General features: G+C 70.6%; 14 protein-coding genes. 6 read left to right on the top strand and 8 right to left on the bottom strand.

What is annotated here, in order from left to right; genetic code table 11:
* Positions 1-81 precede the first annotated feature (81 nt).
* From OO63_RS14030 to OO63_RS14015, 4 genes are all read right to left on the bottom strand, one after another.
* Positions 82-657 carry a TerD family protein gene (locus tag OO63_RS14030; protein WP_030358526.1) on the bottom strand — a complete coding sequence of 192 codons (576 nt, stop codon included), beginning with the start codon at positions 655-657 and terminating at the stop codon, positions 82-84.
* 146 nt (positions 658-803) lie between these two features.
* Positions 804-1,379 carry a TerD family protein gene (locus OO63_RS14025; protein ID WP_030358527.1) on the bottom strand — a complete coding sequence of 192 codons (576 nt, stop codon included), beginning with the start codon at positions 1,377-1,379 and terminating at the stop codon, positions 804-806.
* Positions 1,380-1,494: 115 nt separating this feature from the next.
* Complete coding sequence (locus OO63_RS14020; RefSeq protein ID WP_030358528.1) at positions 1,495-1,953, bottom strand: peroxiredoxin; 459 nt, start codon at positions 1,951-1,953, stop codon at positions 1,495-1,497.
* Between the two features lie 626 nt (positions 1,954-2,579).
* The gene (locus tag OO63_RS14015; RefSeq protein ID WP_030358529.1) at positions 2,580-3,011 is read right to left on the bottom strand and encodes a DUF3052 domain-containing protein; all 432 of its coding nucleotides are present in this window, start codon (positions 3,009-3,011) and stop codon (positions 2,580-2,582) included.
* A gap of 452 nt (positions 3,012-3,463) precedes the next feature.
* On the opposite strand from OO63_RS14015, the gene aceE reads away from it, so the two are divergent.
* Positions 3,464-6,211 carry a pyruvate dehydrogenase (acetyl-transferring), homodimeric type gene (gene aceE, locus OO63_RS14010; protein ID WP_030358530.1) on the top strand — a complete coding sequence of 916 codons (2,748 nt, stop codon included), beginning with the start codon at positions 3,464-3,466 and terminating at the stop codon, positions 6,209-6,211.
* 100 nt (positions 6,212-6,311) lie between these two features.
* Positions 6,312-7,121, top strand: coding sequence for a potassium channel family protein (locus OO63_RS14005; protein WP_051810846.1), 810 nt, complete (start codon positions 6,312-6,314; stop codon positions 7,119-7,121).
* Here the strand turns inward: OO63_RS14005 and OO63_RS14000 are convergent.
* Positions 7,102-7,515 (bottom strand): peptidase inhibitor family I36 protein, encoded by a 414-nt coding sequence (locus tag OO63_RS14000; RefSeq protein WP_030358532.1) that lies wholly within the window; start codon positions 7,513-7,515, stop codon positions 7,102-7,104. The two genes, OO63_RS14005 and OO63_RS14000, sit on opposite strands and share 20 nt — an antisense overlap.
* 436 nt (positions 7,516-7,951) lie before the next feature.
* Here OO63_RS14000 and OO63_RS13995 point away from each other — a divergent pair, with 436 nt between their 5' ends.
* Together OO63_RS13995 and OO63_RS13990 are read left to right on the top strand one after the other, a co-directional pair.
* Positions 7,952-9,163: an alpha/beta hydrolase gene (locus tag OO63_RS13995; RefSeq protein WP_030358533.1), complete on the top strand. Its 1,212-nt coding sequence runs from the start codon at positions 7,952-7,954 to the stop codon at positions 9,161-9,163.
* A 66-nt stretch (positions 9,164-9,229) separates the two neighbouring features.
* Positions 9,230-10,105 (top strand): DUF4429 domain-containing protein, encoded by an 876-nt coding sequence (locus OO63_RS13990; RefSeq protein ID WP_033264119.1) that lies wholly within the window; start codon positions 9,230-9,232, stop codon positions 10,103-10,105.
* Positions 10,106-10,221: 116 nt separating this feature from the next.
* On the opposite strand, the gene OO63_RS13985 is transcribed toward OO63_RS13990, so the two are convergent.
* Positions 10,222-11,163 carry an aldo/keto reductase gene (locus OO63_RS13985; protein ID WP_234311171.1) on the bottom strand — a complete coding sequence of 314 codons (942 nt, stop codon included), beginning with the start codon at positions 11,161-11,163 and terminating at the stop codon, positions 10,222-10,224.
* 121 nt (positions 11,164-11,284) lie between these two features.
* On the bottom strand, positions 11,285-11,740 hold the full coding sequence (locus tag OO63_RS13980; protein WP_030358536.1) for a MerR family transcriptional regulator: 456 nt from the start codon (positions 11,738-11,740) through the stop codon (positions 11,285-11,287).
* Positions 11,741-11,854: 114 nt separating this feature from the next.
* On the opposite strand from OO63_RS13980, the gene OO63_RS13975 reads away from it, so the two are divergent.
* Positions 11,855-12,352, top strand: coding sequence for a GNAT family N-acetyltransferase (locus OO63_RS13975; RefSeq protein ID WP_030358537.1), 498 nt, complete (start codon positions 11,855-11,857; stop codon positions 12,350-12,352).
* 9 nt (positions 12,353-12,361) lie between these two features.
* Positions 12,362-13,177, top strand: a complete 816-nt coding sequence (locus OO63_RS13970; RefSeq protein WP_030358538.1) for a serine hydrolase domain-containing protein — start codon at positions 12,362-12,364, stop codon at positions 13,175-13,177.
* 13 nt (positions 13,178-13,190) lie between these two features.
* Here OO63_RS13970 and OO63_RS13965 read toward each other — a convergent pair whose 3' ends face one another.
* Positions 13,191-13,847: a pirin family protein gene (locus OO63_RS13965; RefSeq protein WP_030358539.1), complete on the bottom strand. Its 657-nt coding sequence runs from the start codon at positions 13,845-13,847 to the stop codon at positions 13,191-13,193.
* Positions 13,848-13,853 lie beyond the last annotated feature (6 nt).

Genomic DNA, 13,853 nt, shown 5'->3' with positions numbered 1-13,853 from the left:
TTCGCCAGGGGGTGCCCCCGGGCTCCTCAGGCGGCCGGCGGGCAGAGCCGTCAGCCGTTTGGGGATCCCGGGGAGAGTCCTTTAGGAAACATTGACTCCGAAGTCTAGAGCGATGCCCCGCAGGCCGGACGCGTACCCCTGCCCGACGGCGCGGAACTTCCACTCGCCCCCGTACCGATAGACCTCGCCGAAGATCATCGCGGTCTCCGTGGAGGCGTCCTCACTGAGGTCGTAGCGGGCGAGCTCCTGGCCGTCGGCCTGGTTCACCACGCGGATGAAGGCGTTGCTGACCTGACCGAACGTCTGCCCCCGGTTGTCCGCGTCGTGGATGGAGACCGGGAAGACGATCTTGTCGCAGTGCGCGGGGACCTTGGTCAGGTCGAGGATCAGCGACTCGTCGTCGCCGTCGCCCTCACCGGTGAGGTTGTCGCCGGTGTGCTCGACGGAGCCGTCGGGGCTCGTCAGGTTGTTGTAGAACACGAACCACTCGTCGCCGAGGACCCGGCCCGACTGGCACAGCAGCGCGCTGGCGTCCAGGTCGAACGGGGCCCCGGTGGTGGAGCGAGCGTCCCAGCCGAGGCCGACCATCACCTTCGTGAGATCGGGTGCGGCCTTGGACAGGGAGACATTGCCTCCCTTGGCGAGCGTGACGCCCATGATGCTGGTCCTCCCCGAGGTGTTGCGTTGGACTGCCGCGTGCCCCGGCACCAGGGCCGGGGCACGGTGGCCGTGCGATGCCGAGCGCGTCCGGCGCCGCACCTGTCGTGTGCGGCGCCGGACGGCCCTGCTGGATGCTGCTCGGCTCAGACGTTGACGCCGAAGTCCTGCGCGATGCCGCGCAGACCCGAGGCATACCCCTGACCGACGGCGCGGAACTTCCACTCCGCGCCGTGGCGGTACAGCTCGCCGAAGACCATGGCCGTCTCCGTGGAGGCGTCCTCGGAGAGGTCGTAGCGGGCGAGCTCCGCCTCGCCGGCCTGGTTCACCACGCGGATGAAGGCGTTGCGGACCTGGCCGAAGGACTGCTGGCGGTTCTCGGCGTCGTAGATCGAGACCGGGAAGACGATCTTCTCGATGTCCGCCGGGACGGCCGCGAGGTTGACCTTGATCTGCTCGTCGTCGCCCTCGCCCTCACCGGTGATGTTGTCGCCGGTGTGCTCCACGGAGCCGTCGGGGCTCTTCAGGTTGTTGAAGAACACGAAGTTGGCGTCACTGCTGACCTTGCCCTCCGCGTTCGTCAGGATGGCGCTGGCGTCCAGGTCGAAGTCCTGACCGGTGGTGGTGCGGACATCCCAGCCGAGGCCGACCGTGACGGCGGTCAGGCCGGGCGCCTCCTTGCTCAGAGATACGTTGCCGCCCTTGCTGAGGCTGACTCCCACGAGTCCTCCCAAATAGTGTCCAGGGGCGGGGAGCCCCAGTCGTGCTTGCCATCGGATCAACGTGTGGATCCTAGTGACCGGTTCCCGGTGGCCACAGGCTTCCACACGGGTGTTCTCAGAGGTTCTGAAGCGCCTTCACGTACTCGTTCAGGTCCCGGGCGTCGGGCAGGCCGTTCACCACGGTCCAGCGCACGACGCCGTCCTTGTCGATGATGAAGGTGCCGCGCACCGCACAGCCCTTGTCCTCGTCGAAGACGCCGTACGCCCGCGAGGTCTCGCCGTGCGGCCAGAAGTCCGACAGGAGCGGGTACTCCAGGCCCTCCTGCTCGGCGAAGACGCGCAGGGTGTGGATGGAGTCGTTGGAGACGGCGAGGAGCTGGGTGTCGTCGTTCACGAACTTCGGCAGTTCGTCGCGCAGGGCGCAGAGCTCGCCCGTGCACACCCCGGTGAACGCGAACGGGTAGAAGAGCAGCACCACGTTCTTCTGTCCGCGGAAGTCCGCGAGTCGCACCGTGCGCCCGTGGTTGTCCTTGAGCTCGAATTCCGGAGCCTTGACGCCGACCTCGATCGCCACGAGGAGCCACTTCCCTTCGCCTGGGCCATTGGGGTGCCCCCCAGCGTACGGGTGGGCCTCGTCCCCTCGCGGGGCGCCCCAGGCCCGCCCCTTCTCCGAAACCGGGGCTCCGCCCCTGGACCCCGGGGGTGGGTGTCCCCTCGGGTGGGACAGACCCCCGCCGAATCGGCGCTCCGCGCCTCGTCCTCAATCGCCGGACGGGCTGAGATGCCGCCGGGGCGGGCTGGGAGTGTGCGGGTGAGGTTCAGGCCACCCGGGCGGGTGAGGTTCAGGACACCCCGGCGGGTGAGGCTCAAGCCTTGCGGCGGGTGCGCCTCAGGCCCTGCGGCGGGGTGCGTCTCAGGCCGCGGGGCGGGTGCGCCTCAGGCCGCAGGGCAGGGAATTTGCAGCCCCTCCGGCGGGTAATTTTCAGGCCCTGCGGCGGGTAATTTTCAGCCCCTCCGGCGTTTGAGGAGCGGGGTCTGGGGCGGAGCCCCAGGAAGGGCGGGTGGGTGGGAGAGAGCCCGTCCGGCGTGTGAGGACGAGCGCGGCGGCGCGAAGCAGGGGCCCGCCCCGGACACACGTGAGGCCCCCGACGGACGAACCGTCGGGGGCCTCACGGGGGTCTGCGGAGGGCCTGCGGCCAGCTAGCGCTTCTTGGCCGCTCCCTTGGGCGTACTCAGCCGAGACCCGTTCCAGTCCTTGCCCGCGTTGATGCTCTTGGTCTGGGACAGCCCCGCGGTGGTTGCGGCCTCACCGATCTCGCTGGGCTCGACGTACCCGTCGCGCCCTGTCTTCGGTGTGAGGAGGAGGATCGAACCGCCTTCCTCCATGTACGCGATGGCATCGACCAGCGCATCGGTCAGGTCCCCGTCGTCCTCTCGGAACCAGAGCACCACGGCATCAGCCACGTCGTCGTATTCCTCGTCGACGAGTTCTGTGCCGGTGGCCTGCTCGATGGCCTCGCGGAGCTCCTGATCGGCGTCGTCGTCGTAGCCGATCTCCTGGACCACCATGTCGGGCTGGAACCCCAGCCTTACGGCAAGGTTCGTCTCCGCGTGGTCCGCGGTCGCGCTCACGGATTGCCTCCTGATCTTGTTCTTGGGAATGCCTTCGGCCCCGCGCGTGCGAGGGGCATTGGCCGTAGTCCACACGGGCGGGACGGATCGCGCAAGTACCCAGCCGTCAAGACCGCCGAAACGGTGACGTTCCCGACCGTGTCACCGCAACTGTGGCCGCATCCGGAAGGGGCCGGACGGCTCCGCGGAGCCGTTGGGCGGGATGGGCGTATCGTTGCGATTTGGCCGAGCCTACCCCAGGGACGGCGGCCGTCGTCCCGGTTACCTGGAGGTAGAGATGACGTAGACCGCACCGGGGTAGACGATGGTGAGCGTCGTACGCACGAGCCCAGAGAGTCCAGAGCAGAGCCCCGGCCGGGGACGGAGCAGCGCCCCGCGAGGGCCGGAGCAGAGATCAAGCCCGAGCACGAACCGCATCGCGCGCACGCGCGACCACACAGCGAAGGAACAGCGTGGCTTCCGGATCCGATCGCAACCCGATCATCATTGGCGGCCTTCCCAGCCAGGTCCCGGATTTCGATCCAGAAGAGACCCAGGAATGGCTCGACTCCCTCGACGCCGCCGTCGACGAGCGCGGCCGCGAGCGGGCCCGCTATCTGATGCTCCGCCTGATCGAGCGCGCCCGCGAGAAGCGCGTCGCCGTGCCCGAGATGCGCAGCACGGACTACGTCAACACGATCGCCACCAAGGACGAGCCGTTCTTCCCCGGCAACGAGGAGATCGAGCGCAAGGTCCTGAACGCGACCCGCTGGAACGCGGCCGTGATGGTGTCCCGCGCGCAGCGCCCCGGCATCGGGGTGGGCGGCCACATCGCCACCTTCGCCTCCTCGGCGTCGCTGTACGACGTGGGGTTCAACCACTTCTTCCGCGGCAAGGACGAGGGCGACGGCGGCGACCAGATCTTCTTCCAGGGGCACGCCTCCCCCGGCATCTACGCCCGCGCCTTCCTCCTCGACCGGCTCTCCGAGCAGCAGCTCGACGGATTCCGGCAGGAGAAGTCCAAGGCCCCGCACGCCCTGTCGTCGTATCCCCACCCGCGCAGCATGCCGGACTTCTGGGAGTTCCCGACGGTCTCCATGGGCCTCGGCCCGCTCGGCGCGATCTTCCAGGCGCGGATGAACCGCTACATGGCGGCGCGCGACATCGCCGACACCTCCAAGTCGCACGTCTGGGCGTTCCTCGGCGACGGTGAGATGGACGAGCCGGAGTCGCTCGGGCAGTTGTCCATCGCCGCGCGCGAGGGGCTCGACAACCTCACCTTCGTCGTCAACTGCAATCTGCAGCGCCTGGACGGCCCGGTGCGCGGCAACGGCAAGATCATCCAGGAGCTGGAGTCGCAGTTCCGCGGCGCCGGATGGAACGTCATCAAGCTGGTGTGGGACCGCAGTTGGGACCCGCTGCTCGCGCAGGACCGGGACGGCATCCTGGTCAACAAGCTGAACACCACGCCCGACGGCCAGTTCCAGACGTACGCCACCGAGACCGGCGCCTACATCCGCGACCACTTCTTCGGTGACGACCAGCGGCTGCGCGCCATGGTCGAGGGCATGACCGACGACCAGATCCTGCACCTCGGCCGCGGCGGTCACGACCACAAGAAGATCTTCGCGGCGTTCTCCGCGGCCAAGGCCCACAAGGGCCAGCCGACGGTGATCCTGGCCCAGACCGTCAAGGGCTGGACGCTCGGCCCGAACTTCGAGGGCCGCAACGCGACCCACCAGATGAAGAAGCTGACGGTCGACGACCTCAAGGGCTTCCGCGACCGGCTGCACCTGCCGATCACGGACAAGCAGCTGGAGGACGGCGCCCCGCCGTACTACCACCCGGGCCGGAACTCGGAAGAGATCCAGTACATGCACGACCGCCGCAAGGGCCTCGGCGGCTATGTCCCGACCCGTGTGGTGCGCTCCGAGCCACTGCGCCTGCCCGAGGACAAGACGTACGCGGCCGTGAAGAAGGGCTCCGGGCAGCAGTCCATCGCCACCACCATGGCGTTTGTGCGACTTCTGAAGGACCTCATGCGGGACAAGGAGATCGGAAAGCGTTTTGTGCTGATCGCGCCCGATGAGTACCGCACCTTCGGCATGGACTCGTTCTTCCCGAGTGCGAAGATCTACAACCCGCTCGGCCAGCAGTACGAGGCCGTGGACCGGGATCTGCTGCTCGCCTACAAGGAGTCCCCGACCGGGCAGATGCTGCACGACGGGATCTCCGAGGCGGGCTGCACGGCGTCCCTGATCGCCGCGGGCTCGGCCTACGCCACCCACGGCGAACCGCTGATCCCCGTGTACGTCTTCTACTCGATGTTCGGCTTCCAGCGCACCGGCGACCAGTTCTGGCAGATGGCCGACCAGCTCGCGCGCGGATTCGTCCTGGGCGCGACCGCAGGACGCACGACCCTGACCGGTGAGGGTCTGCAGCACGCCGACGGGCACTCGCAGCTGCTCGCCTCGACCAACCCGGGCTGTGTCGCCTACGACCCGGCCTTCGGCTTCGAGATCGCGCACATCGTCCAGGACGGCCTGCGCCGGATGTACGGCTCGTCGGCGGACCACCCGCACGGCGAGGACGTCTTCTACTACCTGACGGTCTACAACGAGCCGATCCAGCATCCGGCCGAGCCCGAGAACGTGGACGTCGAGGGCATCCTCAAGGGCATCCACCGCTTCAAGGCGGGCGAGCAGGGCGCGATCCCGGCGCAGATCCTCGCCTCCGGTGTCGCGGTGCCGTGGGCCGTCGAGGCCCAGCGGATCCTCGCCGCCGAGTGGAACGTCAAGGCGGACGTCTGGTCGGCGACCTCCTGGAACGAGCTGCGCCGCGAGGCCGTCGAGGTGGAGCGGCACAATCTGCTGCACCCCGAGGAGGAGCAGCGCGTCCCCTATGTGACGCGGAAGCTCAGCAGCGCCGAGGGGCCGTTCGTGGCCGTCTCCGACTGGATGCGGTCCGTGCCCGACCAGATCTCCCGCTGGGTGCCGGGGACCTATCAGTCGCTCGGCGCGGACGGCTTCGGCTTCGCGGACACGCGGGGTGCCGCCCGCCGCTTCTTCCACATCGACGCCCAGTCGATCGTGGTCGGCGTGCTCACCGAGCTGGCCCGCGAGGGCAAGATCGACCGCTCCGTCCTGAAGCAGGCGATCGACCGCTATCAGCTCCTGGACGTCGCGGCGGCCGACCCGGGCGCCGCAGGGGGCGACGCCTGACGGCCGGAACAACCGGCACGACCGGCACATAAACACCTCATCAGTGCGACGGGCGGCGGGCCGTGGGGCCACCGCCCGTCGGGCTTTCTACGATGCGGGTATGAAGGAACAGTCGGCACAGGTCCGTTGGGAGCGCCGGACGCAGCGTCCGCTGCTCGCGCTCGCCGTGGCCTTCGCGGTCGCCTACGCCGTGCCGATCGTCAGACCCGAGGCGAGTGAGTCCGTGACGAGCGCCTGCACCGCGGTGGAGTGGGTCGTCTGGGGTTCGTTCGCCGTCGACTATCTGGTGCGGCTCACGCTCGCCGAGCACCGTGCCCGGTTCGTGCGCACGCACTGGCTCGACCTGTGCGCCGTGGTCCTGCCGATGATCCAGCCGCTGCGGCTGCTGCGGCTCGTCTCCACCCTCCTCCTGGTCGGCCGGCGGGCCCGGATGGCGTCGCAGATCCGAATGACGACCTACGTCGTGGGCACCGTGGTCGGTCTGCTGATGTTCGGCTCGCTGGCCGTGCTCTCGGTGGAGCGGGAGTCGCCGGACGGCAACATCAAGACGCTGGGCGACGCCGTGTGGTGGTCCTTCACCACGATGACCACCGTGGGCTACGGCGATCACGCGCCGACGACCGGGCTCGGCCGGGTGCTCGCGGTCGGCCTGATGCTGTCGGGCATCGCGCTGCTCGGTGTCGTCACCGCCAACATCGCGGCGTGGTTCATCGCCCGCTTCGAGAAGGACGACGCCGAGGAGCGCCGCCAGACCGCCGCGATCGAGTCCCTGACCGCGGAGGTCATCGCCCTGCGCGCGCAGGTCAGTGCCCTGTCCGGGGGGCCCGTGAAGACCACCGTGCCCCGCCAGGCCGCGGCCGAGGACTCCGTCGGCGAGGCGGGACCGCCGATCAGCTCTCCCAGATCTTGAACGCCCGCACCTTGTAGGGCGACTCCGGGGCCCAGGTGCCGGTGCCCGGATAGGTGTTGAACTCCCCCGTCTCGGCGCACTCCGCCGACTGGTACGTCGTGACGGGCCGGCCGGTGCGGTTGGCGATGGCCTGCGCGCTGCCCCCCTCCGGCAGCGCGACACAGCTCTCGATGTCCGTACCGGCCAGCTCGTACGTGTGGCGTTGGCCCTTGAAACCGGCCTTCTCCCAGAGGCAGAGCTCCCCGGGGCCGCAGCCGCCGAGCCGTGGTGGTCCCGCGGCCCCGGCGTGTGCGGGCGTCAGGACCACGGCGGCCAGGGCGGCCGTGGTCAGTGCGAGGACGGCCGTGGCTCCGGCCGTGGCGGCGGGCAAGGTGGATCGCGTGGTCGTACGCATGTGCTTCAACCCCCGTGTCGTATCGCTCACTTGTCGCCACTCTCGACCGTGGGACACGGGGCCGGAAAGGGGTTCTCGTACCGCTCACCCTGATAGGCGAAAGCCCCCCGAGCGGACCCGGAGGACTTTCCCTGAGACGGCTTCTCCCGGCTGCGGGACTTCCCCTGGGTGTGTCGGGACCACCTGGGCCCGGTGCTCTCCGCGGACTGGCACGCGGGCTGACCGGGCCGACTTTCCCACCGGCGCGCCCACGTTGAGTGACCACGGCGCACTCCGCGTGACCACGCGCCGCACATGCGCCTCGTACGCACCCTACGCACAGAGCGTGACGAAAACGCAAGGGAAGTGTCCGCTTCACCACAATTACCCCTCTAGAAACGTGATCTGCCTCACCCCGTGCACGGGAGGCTTCGCGCTTCTCCTAGGGTGTCCCGCAGTGACTTCCTTCGACTCATCCCCCCAACTCGGCGTCTGGCGCGCACTGCTCGCGCTCACCGTGGTGTTCGTCATGCTCGCGACCACCGGCTGGACCGCGGTGCGCCAGCACAACGGCGCAGGATCGCCGCTCGAAGCCACCCTGGCCGCCTGGGACCGCGGGCGCATCGACGGGCGTGACCTGCCCGACTCCGGCGCACCCGCGGTCAGGATCGCCCGGTTCTTCGCCTCGCTCACCGCTCAGCAGCGCACGCGCCTCGCCGCCCGGTACCCCCTCGCCGTCGGCAACATGAACGGCGCCCCCGTACAACTGCGGTACCACGCGAACCGCGTCGCCCTGCAACAGGCGCGCGCGATCGAGAAGAAGCGCGTCCACGACGACCGCCTCTCGCCCGTGGGCAAGCAGGAGGCGGAGCGCAGGATGAAGCGGTTCGGCGTGATGATGCGCCCGGACCGCCAGGTCCTCGCCTTCGACCCGATGGGGTCGGGGCGCATGGCCGAGGTCTACGGAGACCTCGACCGGGCCGCACGGGTGTCGGTCGTGGTGCCCGGAGTCGACACGAACGTCCTCACCTTCGAGCGCACCCAGCGCAAGTACGCGGCGCCCGTCGGCATGGCGCAGTCGCTGTACCGCGCGGAGCGCGCGGTCGACCCCCGCGCGCGGACCGCCGTGATCGCCTGGGCCGACTACACCGCGCCCGTCGGCCTCGGCGTGGACGCGGCCACCTCGATGCGCGCCGACGACGGGGCCGTCCGCCTCGACTCACTGGTGAGCGCGCTGCCCGGCCGGGCCGCGGTGGCGCTGTACTGCCACAGCTACGGCTCCGTGGTGTGCGGAGTCGCGGCCCACCGGCTGCCGTCGCGGGTCACCGACATCGCGGTCGCGGGCAGCCCCGGCATGCGCGCCGACAGCGCCACGGGCCTCGGCAGCCGCGCGCGGATCTGGGCCGCACGGGACAGCGACGACTGGATCCAGGATGTGCCGCACATGGAAGTCGGCGGGCTCGGCCACGGCGCCGACCCCGTCTCCGCGGGCTTCGGCGCGCGCGTGGTGTCCGCCGACCGCGCCCGGGGCCACACGGGCTACTTCGAGCCGGGCACGGACAGCCTGCGCAACTTCGCCCAGATCGGCGTCGGCGCGTACGACAAGGTGCGCTGCGCCGTTCAGTCCGTGGCCTGCCGGGAAGGTATGTCCGGTACGACAGCGGCCTGACGCGCGTAGAAATCGACGAAACAGCGGCCCGCCGCAGGAGAGACGGAGAAGCGCGTGCCGCATACGATGAGCCGCATGGGTGATGTACTGGCCGGATTTCACGCCGCCTGGGAGTTCGAGTCCGACTCCGTGCTCATCCGCTTCGAACGGGGGATCCGTACGCCGAAGCTGTTCCAGGCTCTCGGTGAGCGCCGCATCCCTCATGAGGCGATCGCGGGGGTCACGCTCACACCGGGCAAACGCGGGACGACCGTCCTGCACGCCGTCCCGAGACCGGGCGCCGATCCGCTCATGGAGGCGGCGGCGGGACAGCTCAAGGACGGCTCCGATCCCTACCGCCTGGTGCTCCCGGCGGAGCGCGAGACGCTCGCCGAGTACTACGCGGACGAGCTGCGCGCCGCCCTCCCCTCGGACGACCCGGGCCCGGCGGAGCGCCATCTGGTGGCCGCGCCCGAGGCGCCGCTGCAGTTCAAGGCGTACGACGGGAAGGCGTCCTTCGACGGCAAGACGGTGGCGTTCCGCTGGTTCTGGACGGGGGCCTCGTCGGCGAAGTGGAAGGCCGGTGACCAGAGTTTCCTGGTCACCGACCTGAGCGGGGTCGAGTGGCGCTCGCCGGAGGTCTTCGAGGGCCATCTGCGGCTGCTGCGCCGCGAGGCACAGCCCGCGCAGCCCGCGCAGGCGGACCAGGATCCGGCGGCCGTCGTGTTCGGCCTCGGCTACGGCCCCGTGCACGAGTCGTTGCCCTTCGCGGCGTCCGTGCTCGCCGCCGTGCGGGCCTCGGGGCCCGCGCCCGCCGTGATCCCCGCTGCCGCGCCCGCCGTCCGGCGTGATCCCGCGGACATCGCCGAGCGGATTCGGCATCTTGGGGAGTTGCACCAGGCCGGGTTGCTCACGGATGACGAATTCACTGCGAAGAAGGCCGAGTTGCTCGCTGAGCTTTAGCCTGCCGCTGGGCTTCGGGGTTCGGGGTGGGGCGGGTTGGTCCTTGCCGTCCGCGGGAGCGCGGGGGTTGCTCGCGCAGTTCCCCGCGCCCCTTACAGGGCCCCTCTGCGCCGTTCCTACTCGCGGCCCGCCGACGAGAACGTCATGTCCGCGTAGCGGTCCCCCGCCACCTTGCCCGCGATCGGGTCCAGGAGGGCCAGTTCGGCGGGCGTCAGGGTGATGCGTGTGGACGCCGTGTTCTCCTCCAGGCGGGTGCGCTTGCGGGTGCCGGGGATGGGGACCACGGGGAGGTCGTGAGCCTCGGCCCGCTGTTGCACCCAGGCCAGGGCCACCTGGGCCGGGGTCGCCCCGTGCGCGGCGGCGACCTCGCGGATCGGGGCGAGGAGGGCCGCGTTCGCCTCGGCGTTGGCGCCGGTGAAGCGGGGCTGCATGCGGCGGACGTCGTCCTCGGTCAGCTCCTTGTCGGCGCTCACGAAGGAGCCGGTCAGGAAGCCGCGGCCGAGCGGGGAGTACGGGACCAGGGTCACGCCGAGCTCGGCGGCGGCCGGGACGACGGCGCGCTCGATGTCGCGGCTGAACAGCGACCACTCCGACTGCAGGGCCGCGATCGGGTGCACGGCGTGCGCGGCGCGCAGCTCGTCGCCGGTGACCTCGCTGAGCCCGAGGTGCTTGACCTTGCCCGCGGCGACAAGCTCGGCCATCACGCCGACCGTCTCCTCGATCGGCACGCGCGGGTCGCGGCGGTGCATGTAGTAGAGGTCGATGGCGTCCACGCCGAGGCGGCTCAGGCTGGCGTCGACGCAGGCGCGTATGTACTCCGGCGCGTTGTTGATGGTCCGCTTCGTCGGGTCGGCCGGGTCGATGGACAGGGCGAACTTCGTGGCGATGACGACCTCGTCGCGGTGCGCCGCGAAGAAGGGGGCGAGGAACTTCTCGTTCTCGCCGGCAGCGTACGCGTCGGCGGTGTCGTAGAGCGTGACGCCCAGGTCGAGCGCCCGCTCCAGGGTGGCCCTTGCCTCGTCGGCGTCCGTCGGGCCGTACGCGAAGCTCATGCCCATGCAGCCGAGGCCCTGGACGCCGACCTCGGGGCCTGCCGTGCCGAGCCGGGCGGTGTTGATCTTCACTTGGTCGTGCCTCCGCTGGGATTCAGGGTGGTGGGGGTGGTGGGGCGGCCGGGGCTCAGGAGTAGATGTCGATCTTGTGGTCCAGGACGGCGAGCGTGCCCTGGAGCTCCGCGATCCGGGCCCGGACGTCCCTGCGGGTGCGCTCCAGGAGCTCCCGGCGCTGCGCGAAGGTCTGCTCGCCCTCGCGCACCAGCTCCGCGTAGCGCACCATGTCGGCGACCGGCATCCCGGTCAGGCGCAGCTTGCCGACGAGGGTCAGCCAGTCCAGGTCACGGTTGCGGTAGCGGCGCTGGCCCGTGTGGGAGCGGTCGATGTGCGGCATCAGGCCGATCCGCTCGTACCAGCGCAGGGTGTGCGCGGTCAGACCGGTCACCGCGACGACCTCGCTGATCGTGTAGTGGTCCTGCCCGTCCGGGCGCGGATGGGCGGGCGGGGGCGGGCAGATCTCGGGCGCGGCCGGGTCGCGGGTGGGGGCGGGTGTAGGTGCGGGGGTGGTCTCCATCACCGTCATGGCCCCCACGCTAGAACCTTGGAGCGCACTCCAAGCAAGGGCAATCCGAAAGATCGCCGGACCCGGCCGTAATCCACGGGACGGCGCCGGGGTGCGGTGGCTACCGTGCGGCCCATGAATGCTGTACGACGCGCCGCGGCGGCGGACGCCGAAGAAGTCATACGCCTGCGCCAGGTCATGATCGACTCCGTGCTCACCCTGGACGGCACCCTGCCCGCCGCCTCCGTCACCGACTGGCACGCCGAGTCCATCCCCACCGTGCGCGAGCGCCTCGCCGACCCCGACGGGAACTTCGCCGCGTTCGTCGTCGACCACCCCGAGCGGTCCGGTGCCCTCGCCGCGCTGGCCGTGGGCACCCTGGAGTACCGCATCGGGCGCGCGGGCAATCCGCACGGTGTCGCCGGTTACGTCTTCAGCGTCGCCACCGACCCCGGCATGCGCCGCCGGGGCTTCTCGCGCGCCTGCGTGGAGGCGCTGCTCGACTGGTTCCGGGAGCGGGGCGCCGGGCAGGTCGACCTGACCGCGTCGCCCGAGGCCGAGCCGCTGTACGCCTCGCTCGGGTTCGTCCGCAAGCCCGACCCCTACATGCAGCTGAAACTCACGGGCGCTTAGGCTCGGGGCATGCAGAGCCTGGCGTTGATCGAGAACTGGCCGGTCCCGACCGCTGCCGCCGCCGTCGTCCGCGCGGACGGCACCGTCGCGGGGACGCGCGGGCCCACCGGGCGGCAGTTCGCCCTCGCCTCCGTCACCAAGCCCCTCGCGGCGTACGCGGCGCTCGTCGCGTACGAGGAGGGGGCGATCGAGCTGGACGAGCCCGCCGGGCCGGACGGTGCCACCGTGCGGCATCTGCTCGCGCACACCAGCGGGCTCGCCTTCGACGAGCACCAGGTGGCGGCGGCGCCGGGGACGCGGCGGCTGTACTCCAACGCCGGGTTCGAGGTGCTCGGCGAGCACATCGCCAAGGCCACCGAGATCCCCTTCGCGGACTATCTGCGCCAGGCCGTCCTGGAGCCGCTCGGGATGTCCTCGACGTTCCTGGACGGCGGGGCCTCGCCCGCGAAGGACGGGGTGTCGACCGTGGACGACCTCGTGCGGTTCGCCGCCGAGGTGCAGCGGCCGCGGCTGCTCGACCCGCGGACCGTCGCCGAGGCCATGTCCGTGGCCTGGCCCGGGCTCAAGGGCGTGCTTCCCGGGTACGGGCACCAGAATCCCAACGACTGGGGGCTCGGGTTCGAGATCCGGGACGGGAAGTCACCGCACTGGACGGGGAGTTCGTCGTCGCCGCGGGCCTTTGGGCACTTCGGGCAGGCGGGAACGTTCCTCTGGGTGGATCCGGACGCGGGCGCCGCGTGCGTGGCCCTGACGGACCGGGCTTTCGGGCCGTGGGCCGTGGAGGTCTGGCCGACGTTCACGGACGCGGTGCTGGCCGAACTCTAGGCACGGCGAAGCCCTACCCCATCTCCCACACCAACAGCTCCGCCCTCCCTCCGTACGACACCACGTCCAACCCCCGCTCCCCCGTCACCCGCGCCGAGTCCCCCGCACCCAACTCCTCGTCGGACAGGGCGACTTCACCGGCGACCACATGGACGTAGACCGCCGGGGCGTCGGGCAGGGCCGTGCGTTCGCCGGGGGCCAGGCGGCGGACGTGGAGGAGGGCGGAGGCGGCGGGGACGGCGTAGGGCGTGGAGTCGGCGATGCCGCGGACGATGTCGTAGGCCGGGGGGCCGCCGGGGTCCTTGGGGGTCAGCCACATCTGGAGGAAGGTGAGCGGCTCGGGGCCCGCGTTGCGCTCGACGTGCCGGACCCCCGCGCCCGCGCTGAGGTGCTGGACGTCGCCGCGACGGACGACGGACTCGTGCCCCGTGGAGTCGCGGTGGGTCAGCTCGCCCGCGACGACCCAGGTGACGATCTCGGTGTGGCTGTGCGGATGCTCGTCGAACCCGGCGCCGGGCGCGAGGTGCTCCTCGTTGCAGGCGAGCAGCGCGCCGAAGCGGAGGTTGTCGGGCTCGTAGTAGGGCCCGAAGGAGAAGGCGTGGAAGGAGTCGATCCCCGCCATGGGGTCGCCCCCGGGATACCGCTCACCGGAGCGCCGTACTTCAATCACGCCCCC

The sequence above is a fragment of the Streptomyces alboflavus genome, from assembly GCF_000716675.1.
Lineage (GTDB): Bacteria > Actinomycetota > Actinomycetes > Streptomycetales > Streptomycetaceae > Streptomyces > Streptomyces alboflavus.
The sequence above is the reverse complement of the archived record's forward strand: the minus strand, read 5'-3'. Positions and strand labels throughout refer to the sequence as shown.